Here is a 14,581-nt window from a genome sequence, read left to right as displayed (position 1 = left end):
CGTGTCATTCATGCACACCTGTGGATGAGCCTGTGGACAACTCGAGGAGCGATTGGGGAGCGGCCTTGATTCCTGAGCCCGGGGGCCCTGTACCACGCGATGCCGAGACCCGCATCGCCTGGACCACCCCAACCCCGGCACTCGTCGCTGTCACGGTCGGCGGCGTCATCCTGGCCAGTGCCGCGATCCTCGGCACCGACGCCGCCAGCCGCCTGCTCGTCGGGCTCGCGGCGGTCGGCCTGCTCGCCCTTGCCGGGCTCGGCTTCCGGCAGAGGCCACGACTGTCCGTGTTGCCCGGCGCGGAGCCGCGCCTGGTGGTCCGCACCCTGACCGGACCCGACGAGTACGCCCGCGATCAGATCCTCCGCGCCAGGGTGATCAGCTACCGCCGCCTCGGACGCAAGGTGCCGATGCTGGAACTCGACGTCCAGCATGCGGACGCCGAGCGACTGCTGATCTTCGGCCGCTGGGATCTGGGCGTCAATCCCGAATTTGTGTACCGCGACTTGGTCGCGGCCCTGCGCCTGTCCGAGGACAAGACCAGCTGAATCCGCAGCCGCGGATCGACGACGAACCACGGCGTACTGCACATGCGGATGTTTCACGTGAAGCACGAATTCCCGGTCAGGAAGTCAGTGTCACCGCGGTCGCGCCTACCACCGATAACGCCACGATCGCCACGACAGCCACTGCCACCCAACCGATTATCCGGGCGGTTTCCTGGGATTTGGCCCGCAACCAGCTCGGCAGAAACAGGATGCCGAGCGTCGCGAAAGTGCCTGCGGCCAGACCGCCGAGGTGTCCCCAGAGCGAGATTCCGGGCAGAGAGAAACTGATGAAGACGTTGATGCCGATGATGATCAACATCTGATTCGGATTCTGCCGCAAACGGATCAGGATGACTGTGATCGCGCCGAACAGGCCGTACACCGCACCGGACGCGCCTGCCGTCACAGTGTTCTGCGCCAACGCCATGACAGCGGCCGAGCCACCGAGCAGCGAGACCAAATACACCGAGAGATAGCGCAGCCGCCCGAGCGCCAGCTCAGCGTCTCGGCCGACCACATACAGCGCGAACATGTTGAGCAGCAGATGGATCGGACCGTAGTGCAGGAATCCGGAACCGAGTACCCGCCACCACTCACCGTCCGCGACGGCAGGCGCGAAGAGCACCCAATCGAGGAACAGCGATGAGCCGCGCTGATTGTCCATCAGGCTCTCCGACTGCGCCGCCGTGATCGCGAAGACCACTACGTTGATCGCGATCAGGGCATAGGTCACATACGGCATCGACGCCCTTGTCGCCGTCTGAGCGCCGGCGACCGTGCGCACCGGTGCCGCGCTGCGCTGGTCTTGGCGCAGGCAATCCACGCAATGCTGACCGACCGCCGCGGGACGCAGGCACTCCGCACAGGACGGCCGTCCGCACCGCGTGCAGGCCAGGCCGGTCGGGCGATTCGGGTGGCGGACACACGTCGGTGCAGGCGGCTGGGGGTTCATACTCTCATTCGATCGTGATATTGGTGATGACGACAGGGTCGAGCGGACGGTCGTTGCGATCGGTTTTGGTGGTCGCGATCGCGTCGACAACTTTGCGCGAATCCTCGTCGACCACTTCGCCGAAGATCGTGTGCTTGCGGTTCAGGTGTCGCTGTGGGCCGACCGTGATGAAGAACTGCGAGCCATTGGTGCCCGGTCCGGCGTTGGCCATCGCCAGCAGATAGCCGCGGTCGAAGCGCAGTTCCGGGTGGAACTCGTCACCGAACTCGTAGCCCGGACCGCCACGGCCGGTGCCGGTGGGATCGCCGCCCTGAATCATGAAGCCGTCCATAACCCGGTGAAACAGGGCGCCGTCGTAGAAGGGGCCGGTGCGCCCCCCGCTGGCGTTCGCGGTGGTGTAGGTTGCCGAACCGTCGGCGAGCCCGATGAAATTGCGAACCGTCTTGGGGGCGTGGTTACCGAAGAGCGAGATCTTGATATCGCCCTGATTCGTGTGCAGCGTTGCCACGGATGTCTGATTCGGTGAGGTCACGCCGCCCATCGTGCCACGATCGTCGGCGAAGGCGGGAAACTGGATGGGACCGCGCTGTGAGCTGGGCCTCCTGCGCGAATCGCCGGGCTGTGCCAGAGTGGTCCAATGACCTCGGGGCGCCTACATGTCTCTGCACGTTCGCGTAATCGGCTCATCGTCACGGCAGCCGTCGCGCTGGCGGGTGCTGTGGCCTGGTTGGTACGCAACCGGCGGCCCCAGCCGCCGGAACCCGCCCCCGCGCCGCCGCGGATCGGCTATTCCCGCAATGGCTCCGCGCCGACGCCCTTGACGGGAGCCGGCGCGGAGAACGGCCGCTGATGCTGGAGTCGCAGGTCAGCGGCTAACCGTCTTTTTGTACTGACGCAGGGCGAGCGGCACGAAGGCCACCAGGATCACTACCACCCAGATCAGCGAGGTGGCCACCGGGTGCTGCATCGACCAGGCATCCGACTTGGGCGCCAGCGGGCTGGTGTTGCCGAACAGGTCCCGCGTCGCCTGGGTGAGCGCGGATACCGGGTTCCATTCCGCGACCACCCGCAACATGGTGGGCAGCTTGTCACTGGGCACGAACGTGTTGGCGATGAAGGTGAGCGGGAAGACCACCATGAAGCTCGCGTTGTTGAATACCTCCGGCGCCCGCACCAGTAGCCCGACCACGGCCATGATCCAAGACACCGCGTACGCGAACAGCAACAACAGCACGTACGCCACCACCGCGTCCAGGAACGAGCCGCGAATCCGCCAGCCGACGACCAGACCGGTCAGCGACATCACCGTCAGGCTGACCACGTTGATCACCACGTCGCTGAGGGTGCGGCCGACCAGCACCGCCGAGGAGGCCATCGGCAGCGAGCGGAAGCGGTCGATAATGCCCTTCTGCATATCCTCGGCCAGGCCGGCGCCGGTGAAGGTGGCGCCGAACACCACGGTCTGGGCGAAAATGCCGGCAATGAGGAACTCGCGATAACCGCCGGAGAGGCCGGGCACGTCGATGGCCGCGCCGAAGATGTACGCGAACAGCAGCACGAACATGATCGGCGAGAGTGTCGAGAAGATCAGGACGTCGGGTACCCGCTTGATCTTGATGACGTTGCGCTTCGCGATGGTCAGGCTGTCGCTGACCACGATCGACAGTCGTTCTCCCATCGAGAGTCGTTCCAGGACAGGGGCCGCCGCGGTCATCGGGTCGTTCCTTCCGTAGCTTCCAGCTTGTCGTTCGCGGCTCGGCCGTCACCGTTGGTCAGCGCCTCGGCCTCGTGGCCGGTGAGGGTGAGGAAGACGTCGTCGAGCGAAGGACGCCGCAGACCGACGTCGTGGATCTGCACGTTGTGCTCCGCCAGCTTGCCGACCGCCTCGACCAGCGCCTGCGATCCGTCGGAGACCGGAATGGTAATCCGGCGCAGGCCCGGCTCGAGGTGGATCTCACCGTCGGCCAGGCTCTTCAGCGCGGTCTCGGCGGTCGCGAGATTGTCGGCGTGGTCGACGGTGAGTTCGATGCGGTCGCCACCGACCAGGGTCTTGAGTTCGTCCGCGGTGCCCTTGGCGATCACCTTGCCGTGATCGATCACCGCAATGGAGTCGGCGAGCCGGTCGGCCTCCTCCATGTACTGCGTAGTGAGCAGCAGTGTGGTGCCGCCCGCAACCAATTCCTCGATGACATCCCAGAGATCGAGGCGTGCACGGGGATCGAGCCCGGTGGTCGGCTCGTCGAGAAACAGTACCGGCGGGTTCGCGACCAGCGCGCCCGCGAGGTCCAGGCGACGTCGCATGCCGCCGGAATAGCCCTTGACCGGCCGGTCCGCGGCGTCGGTCAGCCGGAACCGCTCGAGCAGCTCGCGTGCGCGTTCTTTACTCCGCTGCACGCCCATGTGATACAAACGTCCCACCATTTCCAAATTCTCGAAACCGGTGAGGTATTCGTCGACGGCGGCGTATTGACCCGACGCGCCGATCTGTGAGCGCAGTGCCTGGGGCTCGCGCAACACATCGATTCCCGCGACAGTCGCGCGACCCGCGTCCGGCACCAGCAATGTGGTGAGCACTCGGACGGTAGTGGTCTTGCCTGCACCGTTGGGTCCGAGCAGCGCGGTAACGGTCCCCTCCGGAACCGTGAGGTCTAGGCCGTCGAGGGCGACCAGCTGGCCGTATCGTTTGACCAGACCCTCGGCGACTATTGCGTCGGGCATGATTCTCCTGAGGTTTGTGAGTTTTCGATGTCGGGGACCTGCGGCGCCAGGAGCTTCCAGCGCCGACCGATTCGCTGGATCGGTTGACCGGCCGATACCCGAGTCAGTATTGCTGCGTCCACCGACAAATTCATCCGATTTGTTCGACTCGTTGGCCATGGCTGAACGCCTGAGTGGCGAGAAAGGCCGCATTCCGATCCAGGCCGTGCTCGGAGGTACCGGATCGGAATGCGACCGTTTCCATGATCCGATGTGCCCGCGTGCCGGGTCGTCGGTACTGGACTACCCGATTCGGCACCGACCGATACTCGCGTCGGGTGCGCTCAGGCAAAACATGACAGGCCGAGCGGGTGGGCTCAGTCGATGTGGTCGATTCGGTGGACGCGAACACATGTTCGCATCGGGGTACGACAGGTTTCGCCGTCGCGACATGCAGTGACTATGCGACACCCGGTGCCGATCGGCCCGATTTACGCGCAGACAGCGTATTTCCGGCCGCGACACACACCACACGCGGCGACTGGTCGGCGTGTTTTCACGTCGGTCTCAGCACCGAGATCACACCGAAGCAATACCGAACAGCCTGCTCGTGAATGCTTTTGGCAAACAATAAGCCACCCCACGCGAGCAGGGGGAACTGTTGGTTGATCAGCCGTTCCTGCTACCAGTCGTTCAGAGGTAGTCCGACCCGAAAAACTTGAAAAAGTGGCAAGCCCCACGCACGCGCAATCGCAGATCATCGAGTAGCATCATTCACGTCGGCCCCTCCCCCCCGGGCCGACCCTACGCGGGCCTCGGCTAACTCCCCCCCTTCGCCGAGGCCCGCTCCCCATTTCTTAACCAGGTCAAGCGTATTCCGGCCGGTCGGCTTCCGGCAGCACGGACCGCCACGCCGCGGCCGACCTCAGGTCACGCACCTGGCTCGCTGTCGCGAGCAAAGGACGGTCTCGCGCCCACCGGTGCCGTGTCTCCGAGTCCACGGAGTCCCACAGCGGGACCAGTTCTGCCACCACTTCGCCGAACAACTCGAAGGTCCCGCCGAGCGCGATATGCACGCCCGGCGAACTCGGCGCATCAATGTCCAGCCCACGTACGGCGGCTATCGCGGTCAGCAATCGCTGCAGGATCGCCTGCGGCCAGCCCGACGCGCGGGCCACGCGCACCAGCCAGCCGAGGGTGGCGGCCAGCACATGGATGTCCTCGATCGTGCGGAACGGCTTCAGGTAGTCCAGGTATCCGTCGCCGGCAAGCACCCGCACCGGCACCTCGGTCAGCTGCACCGATGCGTGCGCGACCTCCGGCGCGAACGGAAGCGCGGGCTGATCCGTCATTCGCACCCCTGTTTCCTTCGCGTCGACCATAGTGGCGCGCAATCGATTCCGCCCCTCTGACGCCGTGCCGACGCTCGCGATCACAACCAGCCGCTGAGCGAGCACCCCCATGGTCGCGAACGACTTCGTACCGTTCACCAGCCACACACCGTCGCGTTCGGTGAGCGTCGTGCGGATCGCCGACGGATGGCCGCCGCCTTCCTCCGTCGCGCACATCGCGACGAGCTCGTCGTGCGGCAGATCCGGGATCAGCGTATGCAATGCCTCCTGATAGCCGGACAGGAACGCAAAGCCGAGCCGGTCGGCCCCGAATCCGGCTGCGACAGCGACATCGACCGGCCGCTCGAACCGGTTCGCGGCCACCTGATGGCGTATCCACGCGGCGGCGATATCGTCGAGCGGGGCGGTCGCCATGGGCTCGGTCAGCAGGAAGTCGAGCAGAGAATCCACCTCAGCACGGTAACCCGAGCGCGCGCCGGTGCTGCCGGATCACCTACCACGGCAGGGCCTGCCGGATTCGGCTGCGCAGGTCCATGCCTCGGATGGATCCGACACTCGGTCGCTGGTAACCCGATGGCGATCCCGGCGCTGCGCAGGCGAAATTCCCGAGCAAGCCTGTATCACTGAGTGGTCCACCACGGCGGAAGGAGCCTGACCCGTGCCGAAGCCGGACGAAAGCCGCAGAAAGGAACTCTTCGACACCGAAGCCAGGCTGGCCTGGGTACTCGCTGCGCTCGCCGGCCTCATCGGTGCGGCGGCGTTCATGCATACTGCCGGCTATTTCGTCACGTTCATGACGGGCAACACCGAACGCGCCGTGCTCGGATACTTCCACGACGAGCCCGACCTGGCGGCCGCGGCAGCGGGACTGCTGATGTCGTTCCTGGCCGGTGTCGTGGTCGCGTCGTGGTGCCGCAGGCGCTACTGGTCCGGGCATCCGCATGGCCCCACCCTGCTCACCACCCTCTGTCTGGCGATCGCCTCAGCCGTGGACGCCATCCAGTACCAGGCGGGCACCGATCGGATCGACCTGGTGCCGATCATGTTCGTCGCGTTCGGTGTCGGGGCGCTCAACACTTCGTTCGTGCAGGACGGTGAGGTGTCGGTGCCATTGAGTTACGTCACTGGGACGCTGGTCAAGATGGGCCAGGGCATCGAGCGCCACGTCAGCGGCGGCGACTACGCCGACTGGCTCGGATACTTCCTGCTCTACGCGAGCTTCGCGCTCGGCGCCCTGCTCGGTGGACTGCTGAGCATGCTGGTGGCGGGCTGGGCCATGCTGATCACCGCTACCGTCGTCTGCCTGATCGTCACCGCATACACCTATGCGCACCTGGACCGGCACGGACCACTTACCCAGTGAAGTCGTCGGGCTGCGCTTGTCGGTGTCCGCGGATACGGTGGCCCGCGTGGAGAATATCGAGGACGAAGCCACCGCGTTCGCCGCGCTCGTCGTGCAACACCTGTCCGCGCTCGGCGAGAACGACGTCGAGTACCACCAGGACGAGTTCGCGCTACACAGCGGTGATCTGATCTTCAACTTGCACAATATCTTTCGCGAGACCCGCGGGCTCGCCCCGGTGGAGCGCGACGCCCGCATCGCCCGGTACGTCGGTGCCATGCGGAATGCGTTCGGTCCGGATCAGGACTGGGCGTCCGCGAGGTCGGCGCTGCGACCTGTGTTGCGGCCAAGCAGCTTCGGCATGGACGTTCCCGAACCCGATATGCGGCCGGTCGCGCGGCCCGCCTTCCCATTCGTCGACGAGATGGTCGCCATCGACATGCCCGACGCCCGCTCGATCGTCTCCTACGCAACGCTGGAGCGATGGGGCATCACCGCTGACGAAGTGTTCGCGGCCGCGCGCGAAAACCTCGGAGCCATGGCTGGTTTCACCGGAATCAAGGAGGCGGGCATCCTCCATTTCGTCGACGACGGTGACGGCTACTGTGCCTCCTGGCCGCTTGTGCCCGGCTGGCTCGCGGGCTCCGGCGACGGCGTCGAGCCGGCTGTCGCCTTCATGCCCGACGTCGACACCTTGATCATCGCTCCCAGCGGTACCGAACTAGAGCAAGTCTTCGAGGTGGTCGAGGAGCAGTACCGCGACGCCGTCCGCCCGATCTCGCCGCAGGGCTATACCGTCGACGTCGGCGGAGCGGTGATTCCGCTCGACCAATCACCAGCGCATCGCCACCTGCCCGCGGTACAGCGAGCGCGATGTGGTTTGGCAGTCACCGAATACGACGCCCAGGCCCAGCTGCTCAACGAGATCGTCGAGCGCGATTTCGAGTTCACCCCCTACGGCATCGAGCCCGCCTATGTCGCTTCGGTCATGTACGTCCATGGCGACAACGGCCCCTACACGATGACCGTCTGGGGCGAGGGCGTCGACTATCTGCTCCCGGAAGCCGACTACGTCGCGTTTTGCCGAAACGACGAAAACGGCGAGCTGGAGCGACTTTTCGAGGTCCCATTTCCCGCCGTCGCCGATTTTGCGGGACTGACACCGATCCCGGATCTGTTACCCCGCCGGTACGAGATCCGCGAATGGCCCGACGCCGAAACGTTGGCACAACTGCGGGCTGCAGCCGTCTCCCTCTGAGTCTCCCGCGATGACAAAGGCGCAGTTCAGAGCGACTCCGCCGCAGTGGCAAAGCCCCGTGTCAGCGAGTGGTGACCTCGTGCCACATGTCGTCGCTGCGCCGGCGCAGCTTGGAGATTCCGACAAGGACCAGAACCACGGCACCGACTGTGAGGAGAAGTTTCATAGTTCCCACCCTACTGTGATGCCGCGTGTCAACCCAGGAGGATTTGGCCGCACAGCAGGAGTGATTGTATAGTCACTCACTGTGAGGAAGCGAAGTGCCACCCTGTCCACATCGGACATCCGGCGCGAAGCCGTGGTCGATGCGGCTATCGCCGAGTTCGCTCAGTCGGGTTTTCACGGAACGCCGATCAATACCGTGGCAATGCGGGCGCGGATCTCGCCGGCATATGTGTTCAAACTGTTTCCCAGCAAGGTAGAGCTGTTCGTGGCCGCGCTGGATCGCTGCTATGAGCTGGTCCAGCAAGCCATCGCCGCGGGAGCCACACGGGCGGGTGATGGTGGCCCAGAGAAGATTCTCCACGAAATGGGCGGCGCTTACGCCCAGTTGATCGGCAACAAGAGCTTGCTGATGTTGCAAGTGCACGCCCAGTCGGCGGCCAACATTCCGGAGATCGCCGAGGCGGTGCGCCGGGGGCTCCGGCGAGTAACCGAGTACGCCAAAACCCGTTCGGAGGCCGAAGACGACCAGGTGCAGCGGTTCATTGCGTATGGCCAACTGTGCCATCTGATCACAACCCTCGAGCTGGACGGGCACGACGCAGAGTGGGCGGGAATCCTCACCGCAGGCATCCGCCATCCGAAAGCGCCAGAGACGCCCAAGGGAACGTGAATGCGATGAGGAGGCCCCTCTCGGCCACTGACCTGGCGAGATCCTCGGCCCCGATCTGATGTTTCCGCCGCCCCGGTTCGGGGCCTTTCTTTGACACAGAAGGTGATTGATCAATCACACACCAGCAAACGTCCGCGCCGCGCGGATCCCCAAGTGCTGCGAGACCACACCCGAGCATCCGTCCACAAAGAGAGAAACACCGATGACAACAGAAGCCATGTCCCCGACCACAGCCGTGGAGGTCGTCCTGCCCGGGCGGGTCGGGCCGAACGAACTGGTGATAACCCGCCGCATTCTGCCCCCGCTGGGGCCCGGACAGACTCTGGTACGAGTCGACGCCACCGGCGTCTCGTTCGCCGAGCAGCAGATGCGGCGCGGAAAGTACTACGATCAACCGCCGTTTCCATTCGTACCCGGTTACGACCTGGTGGGTACCATCGTCGACGTCGGCGCCGGAGTCGACCGGATACTGCTTGGTCGGCGCGTAGCCGCGCTGACCAAGATCGGCGGCTGGAGCAGTCACGTCGTGCTGGAGGCCGCCGAGCTGGTGGACGTCCCGGAGGGCCTCGACGCCGCCGAAGTGGAGACCTTCGTCGTCAACGGGATCACGGCCTGGCAGATGCTGCACCGGATCGCCAAGATAGGTGCCGGACAGACGATCCTGGTGCACGGCGCGAGCGGCGGGGTCGGTTCGACGCTGGTCCAACTGGCCCGCATCGCCAGGATTCGGGTGATCGGCACCGCGTCGGCGCACAATGCCGCGGTCGTGGACGCGCTCGGCGCGATCCCGGTCGACTACCGCGGCGATGTGCCGCAGCAGGTTCGCGCCATCGCACCCGAGGGGGTGGACGCAGTGTTCGATCATGTGGGCGGTCCCGGGATCGTGGATTCATTCCAGCTACTGGCACCGGGCGGCATATTGGTCGCCTACGGCAGCGCCTCGACGAAGGACCATGCGGGTAACTCCCGGCTGCCGGTGCTGAAGCTGTACACGCGGCTGCTGTGGTGGAACTTGCTGCCCAACAGCCGATCCGCGCACTTCTACAACATCTGGGCCGGCAAACGCCGCCTCACCCGGTTCCGCCGACGGATCGCGGAGGACCTGGGCTCCGTGTTCGTTCTGGCTGCTCAGGGCAGATTGCATGCCCAGGTGGCCGCCCGCATCCCGCTCTCGGAGGCAGCTCGAGCCTTGGAGCTGGCCGAATCCCGCACTGTGACCGGCAAGGTCGTCATCGTCCCCGACATTGAGCGCTGAACCGATTTCCGCATACTCACGAATTCGAGGACAGCCATGATGGCCGTAGCTGGATGCATCGATGCGCGACGCCGCGCAGGGACTCGTCGCGGTATGGCTCGGTTCGCAGACTACGGGAGGGTCAGGGTATGGAAACCCCAAAAGCTTGAGAAACAGCTCTGACCTGCGGTTAGGCAGGTCAGAATTGTGGAGCCTAGGGGAATCGAACCCCTAACCCCTGCCTTGCAAAGGCAGTGCTCTGCCAATTGAGCTAAGGCCCCGTACCGCGCGCAAGACGCGGAATCCAGACCATCTGAATGGTCGATGACCAGGAGTTTGGGTGTGGGCCTAGGAGGACTTGAACCTCCGACCTCTTCGTTATCAGCGAAGCGCTCTAACCGCCTGAGCTATAGGCCCGTACTGGTGTTGTGCCATGTGCACATTATTTCTTACACACAACTCATCGACCGAGAACAGAGACTACCCGACGCCCCCGAGAACGGCCAAAACGGCTGGTAGCAGCCTTCGGCGGTTAGCAGACTACCTAGAACGGCCGGTACCGGTCCTCTGTGCACGGGCACCGGCCGTTCGGGAAGCCGAACTAGTCGGGGTCGGCCAGGGTCACCTGGATCCCACCGACGAGGTCGCAGCACTGGTTGTAGATGAATGTGCCGACAGTGCCGAGCGCAGTGAACAGCACGACGTTGATCAGACCGATCACGCCGGCGTAGCCGAACACGGTGCCCGCGTCGATCAGTCCCACCGACCCGCTGTCCTGCGACACCATGTCGGTGAAGGTGTTGTTCAGCCGCTCCCACACGCCCATGCCTTCGAGCACGATGTAGAGCAGTCCGACCGCCAGCATCCACACGAAGAACATCGCCACGCTGATCACCAGCGAGATCTTCAGCGTCGACCACGGGTCGATGCGACGGATCTGCACCGTGGCCCGCAGCGGCTCTCCGGAGGCAACGGCCGCGGCGACCGCGACCGGAACCGCGGGCGACAGCGGCGTAAGCGGCGACGACTGCGGACCGGCACTTTCGGTGGGCGGCAGCGGGTGGCGGATGTCGGACAGATCCGGCATGTCCTTGATCAGCTCCGGGCGGGCGATGCTGCGGGTGGGTCCGTCGATGCCGACCGACTTCACCATCGCCGCTTCCTTGCGCGCCGCCTTTGCCGCCAAATCAGCGGTGGTGCGCGCGTTGCCGGCGCCGCCGCCGAGGCCGACCGGAGCGGTCGAGTTCGGACGCCCGGTGACCGGCGCCTGACCCGGACGGTACAGATTGGACTGCGGTTCCCGCTGTGGGAGCTGCGCCCACCCATCCTGGTATGTCGACTGGCCACCGTTGGACGCGGACCTGTCCCCGCCCTCGGGCGCGGACTGCTCGGCCGGGTTGTTGATCCGCAACGGCTGATCGAACTGTTCCTGGCCGTTGCCGCCGGGCGCCTGGCCCGACGTTCCCTGCTTGGGTGCGAAATCCCCCTGCTGGTTACGGATCTCGTGCGGCTGGGCGTTGGGTTGACCACCCGGCTGATTGCCGCCTGGTTGACCGCCGCCCTGATGCCCAACCGGCTGGCCGCCACCCTGGTGGCTGCCTTGTTGACCGCTGCCTTGTTGACCGCTGCCTTGCTGACCGCCGCCTTGCTGACCGCCGGGCTGACCGTTCTCGGCCGAGGCGACGGGCCGTGGGATCGGCCGCGGCGGGATCGGTGACGGTGCGATCCTCTCGGTCACACCGTTCGTCTGGTGCCGCTCGTCATTCGGCTGATTCGGAGTGGTCAATGGGAATCCTTAGATCCGTTCGTTGCCGCCGCTGTTGGGTTACTGCTCAGAAGAACCGGTGTCGCCGCTGCTGGGGACCTGATCGGGATCGGGCTCGTCGGCATTGCGTGCGATCGCAAGCAAAGTATCGCCAACCGCGAGGTTCATCAATCGCACACCCTTGGTCTGTCGTCCAGCCTTACGAACCTGCTTTGCCGCCGTCCGGATAACACCGCCTCCGGAGGTGATCGCGTACAACTCATCTTCGTCATCGACGATGAGCGCCCCGACCAGGGTGCCACGTTTCGCGTCGAACTGGATGGTCAATACGCCTTTACCGCCGCGACCCTGCGCCGTGTACTCCTCGATCGCGGTCCGTTTGGCATAGCCGCCGGACGTCGCGACCAGCAGATAGGTGCCGTCACGGACCACATTGAGCGACAACAGTTCATCACTGGTATTGAACCGCATGCCCTGCACGCCCGAGGTGGCGCGTCCCATCGGGCGCAGCGCCTCGTCGGTGGCCGAGAAGCGGATCGACTGGCCGAGCGCGGACACCAGAAGCAGGTCGTCGTCGGACGAACAGAGCACGACACCGACCAGTTCGTCCTCGTCGCGCAGGTTCACCGCGACGATCCCGCCGCTGCGATTCGAGTCGAAGTCCGACAGCTTCGACTTCTTCACCAGGCCGTTCTTGGTGGCAAGCACCAAATACGGGGCATCGTCATACGACTGGATCTGGATGATCTGGGCGATCTTCTCGTCCGGTTGGAAGGCCAGCAGATTCGCCACATGCTGTCCGCGCGCGGTCCGGTTGGCCTCGGGCAGCTCGTAGGCCTTGGCACGGTAGACCCGGCCCTTGTTCGTGAAGAACAGCAGCCAGTCGTGCGTCGAAGTGACGAAGAAGTGTTTGACGATGTCGTCCTGCTTGAGGCCCGCGCCCTGCACACCCTTTCCGCCGCGCTTCTGGCTGCGGTAGAGGTCGGTCTTGGTGCGCTTGGCGTAGCCGGTCTCGGTAATGGTGACGACCACGTCCTCGCGGGCGATCAGGTCCTCGTCGGCCACATCGCCGTCGGCCGCGATGATGCGGGTCCGCCGATCATCGCCGTACTTCTCGACGATCTCGGCCAGCTCGTCGTGGACGATGGCGCGCTGACGCTCCGGCTTCTCGAGGATGTCCTTCAAATCGGCGATCTCGGCCTCTATCTTGACCAATTCGTCGATGATCTTCTGCCGCTCCAAGGCGGAGAGGCGACGCAACTGCATGTCGAGGATCGCGGTGGCCTGGATCTCATCGATATCCAGCAGGTCCATCAGTCCGGTCCGGGCGGTGTCGGTATTAGCCGAGCGCCGGATCAATGCGATGACCTCGTCGAGCGCGTCGAGCGCCTTGACCAGGCCGCGCAGGATGTGGGCCCGCTCCTCCGCCTTGCGCAACAGGTAGCGGGTCCGCCGGACGATGACGTTCAACTGGTGCTCGACGTAGAGGCGGATCATCTGGTCCAGGCGCAGCGTCCGCGGTACCCCGTCGACGATCGATAGCATGTTCGCGCCGAAGCTGGTCTGCAGCTGGGTGTGCTTGTAGAGGTTGTTCAGCACCACCTTGGCGACGGCGTCGCGCTTGACCGTCACGACGATCCGCATACCAGCGCGGTCCGAGGACTCGTCGTGAATGTCGGAGATGCCGGCGATCTTGCCGTCCTTCACCTGCTCGGCGATCGAGTTGATGAAGTTATCGGTGTTGACTTGGTACGGAAGCTCGGTGATAACGATGGTCGTGCGACCCCGGTTGTCCTCTTCGATCTCGACGACGCCGCGCATCCTGATCGAGCCGCGCCCGGTGGTGTAGGCGTCGTGGATGCCCTGGTTGCCGACAATCAGGCCGTGCGTCGGGAAGTCCGGTCCCTTGACGCGCTCCATGCACGCCGCCAGCGTTGCTTCCTCGTCGGCGTCGTGGTTGTCCAGCGCCCAGTAGATCGCCTCGGCGAGTTCGTTCAGGTTGTGCGGCGGGATGTTCGTCGCCATACCGACCGCGATGCCGTTGCTGCCGTTCATCAGCAGGTTCGGCACCCTGCTGGGGAGCACCGTCGGCTCCTGGGAACGACCGTCATAGTTCGGCGTGAAATCGACGGTCTCGTGGTCGATCTCGCGCAGCAGTTCCATCGCGAGCGGGGTAAGACGGCACTCTGTGTACCGCATCGCGGCAGCGCCGTCATTGCCGCGGGAACCGAAGTTGCCCTGGCCGTCGACCAGCGGATACCGCAGCGACCATGGCTGGGCCATGCGGACCAAGGTGTCGTAGATCGACGCGTCACCGTGCGGGTGATAATTACCCATGGTCTCAGCGACCGGGCGGGCAGACTTCACGTAGCCGCGGTCCGGGCGATAGCCGTTGTCGTACATCGCGTAGAGCACGCGACGGTGCACCGGCTTGAGGCCGTCGCGCACGTCCGGCAGCGCGCGGCCCACGATCACGCTCATCGCGTAATCGATGTAACTGCTCTGCATTTCGTTCTGAATATCGACCGGTTCGATACGGTCGCCTGCACCGCCGTTCGGGGGCAGCGTTGTCTCGGTCATGCGGTCTCCTTACAGGGC

Annotated in this window: 13 protein-coding genes and 2 tRNA genes; 6 read left to right on the top strand and 9 right to left on the bottom strand. The window is 64.9% G+C overall.

The features are described 5' to 3' along the window. Positions 1-65: 65 nt before the first annotated feature. Positions 66-548 carry a PH domain-containing protein gene (locus OH799_RS24640; RefSeq protein ID WP_406268490.1) on the top strand — a complete coding sequence of 161 codons (483 nt, stop codon included), beginning with the start codon at positions 66-68 and terminating at the stop codon, positions 546-548. Between the two features lie 76 nt (positions 549-624). Here OH799_RS24640 and OH799_RS24635 read toward each other — a convergent pair whose 3' ends face one another. Next, complete coding sequence (locus OH799_RS24635) at positions 625-1,500, bottom strand: rhomboid family intramembrane serine protease (RefSeq protein WP_406268487.1); 876 nt, start codon at positions 1,498-1,500, stop codon at positions 625-627. Between the two features lie 4 nt (positions 1,501-1,504). Then, complete coding sequence (locus OH799_RS24630) at positions 1,505-2,032, bottom strand: peptidylprolyl isomerase (protein ID WP_406268484.1); 528 nt, start codon at positions 2,030-2,032, stop codon at positions 1,505-1,507. 105 nt (positions 2,033-2,137) lie between these two features. Here OH799_RS24630 and OH799_RS24625 point away from each other — a divergent pair, with 105 nt between their 5' ends. Further along, the gene (locus OH799_RS24625; protein WP_357258568.1) at positions 2,138-2,350 is read left to right on the top strand and encodes a hypothetical protein; all 213 of its coding nucleotides are present in this window, start codon (positions 2,138-2,140) and stop codon (positions 2,348-2,350) included. Between the two features lie 15 nt (positions 2,351-2,365). On the opposite strand, the gene OH799_RS24620 is transcribed toward OH799_RS24625, so the two are convergent. The 3 genes from OH799_RS24620 to OH799_RS24610 all read right to left on the bottom strand — a co-directional run bounded on the left by OH799_RS24620 (position 2,366) and on the right by OH799_RS24610 (position 5,999). Beyond that, positions 2,366-3,214 carry an ABC transporter permease gene (locus OH799_RS24620; RefSeq protein WP_357258571.1) on the bottom strand — a complete coding sequence of 283 codons (849 nt, stop codon included), beginning with the start codon at positions 3,212-3,214 and terminating at the stop codon, positions 2,366-2,368. Further along, positions 3,211-4,218 carry an ATP-binding cassette domain-containing protein gene (locus tag OH799_RS24615; protein ID WP_406268481.1) on the bottom strand — a complete coding sequence of 336 codons (1,008 nt, stop codon included), beginning with the start codon at positions 4,216-4,218 and terminating at the stop codon, positions 3,211-3,213. Before OH799_RS24615 ends, OH799_RS24620 begins: the two co-directional genes overlap by 4 nt. A gap of 845 nt (positions 4,219-5,063) precedes the next feature. After that, complete coding sequence (locus OH799_RS24610; RefSeq protein WP_406268478.1) at positions 5,064-5,999, bottom strand: acyl-CoA dehydrogenase family protein; 936 nt, start codon at positions 5,997-5,999, stop codon at positions 5,064-5,066. Positions 6,000-6,207: 208 nt separating this feature from the next. Here OH799_RS24610 and OH799_RS24605 point away from each other — a divergent pair, with 208 nt between their 5' ends. The 4 genes from OH799_RS24605 to OH799_RS24590 all read left to right on the top strand — a co-directional run bounded on the left by OH799_RS24605 (position 6,208) and on the right by OH799_RS24590 (position 10,239). Then, positions 6,208-6,912, top strand: coding sequence for a YoaK family protein (locus OH799_RS24605; RefSeq protein WP_406268475.1), 705 nt, complete (start codon positions 6,208-6,210; stop codon positions 6,910-6,912). Next, positions 6,875-8,149 (top strand): hypothetical protein, encoded by a 1,275-nt coding sequence (locus OH799_RS24600; protein ID WP_406268472.1) that lies wholly within the window; start codon positions 6,875-6,877, stop codon positions 8,147-8,149. The genes OH799_RS24605 and OH799_RS24600 overlap by 38 nt, the downstream gene beginning before the upstream one ends. Before the next feature lie 247 nt (positions 8,150-8,396). Next, positions 8,397-8,984, top strand: coding sequence for a TetR/AcrR family transcriptional regulator (locus tag OH799_RS24595; RefSeq protein ID WP_406268469.1), 588 nt, complete (start codon positions 8,397-8,399; stop codon positions 8,982-8,984). 202 nt (positions 8,985-9,186) lie between these two features. Continuing rightward, positions 9,187-10,239, top strand: a complete 1,053-nt coding sequence (locus OH799_RS24590; protein WP_406268466.1) for a medium chain dehydrogenase/reductase family protein — start codon at positions 9,187-9,189, stop codon at positions 10,237-10,239. A gap of 187 nt (positions 10,240-10,426) precedes the next feature. On the opposite strand, the gene OH799_RS24585 is transcribed toward OH799_RS24590, so the two are convergent. From OH799_RS24585 to gyrA, 4 genes are all read right to left on the bottom strand, one after another. Beyond that, positions 10,427-10,499: transfer RNA gene (locus OH799_RS24585), tRNA-Ala, on the bottom strand. Positions 10,500-10,561: 62 nt separating this feature from the next. Then, positions 10,562-10,635, bottom strand: a tRNA-Ile gene (locus OH799_RS24580). 184 nt (positions 10,636-10,819) lie between these two features. Further along, positions 10,820-12,004, bottom strand: a complete 1,185-nt coding sequence (locus OH799_RS24575; protein ID WP_406268464.1) for a DUF3566 domain-containing protein — start codon at positions 12,002-12,004, stop codon at positions 10,820-10,822. Between the two features lie 39 nt (positions 12,005-12,043). Further along, positions 12,044-14,563 carry a DNA gyrase subunit A gene (gene gyrA, locus OH799_RS24570; protein WP_406268461.1) on the bottom strand — a complete coding sequence of 840 codons (2,520 nt, stop codon included), beginning with the start codon at positions 14,561-14,563 and terminating at the stop codon, positions 12,044-12,046. Between the last annotated feature and the right edge of the window lie 18 nt (positions 14,564-14,581).

The sequence above is a fragment of the Nocardia sp. NBC_00881 genome (assembly GCF_045207455.1).
Taxonomy (GTDB): domain Bacteria; phylum Actinomycetota; class Actinomycetes; order Mycobacteriales; family Mycobacteriaceae; genus Nocardia.
Note: the sequence above shows the minus strand (reverse complement) of the source record. Positions and strands in the feature narration are given on the sequence as shown.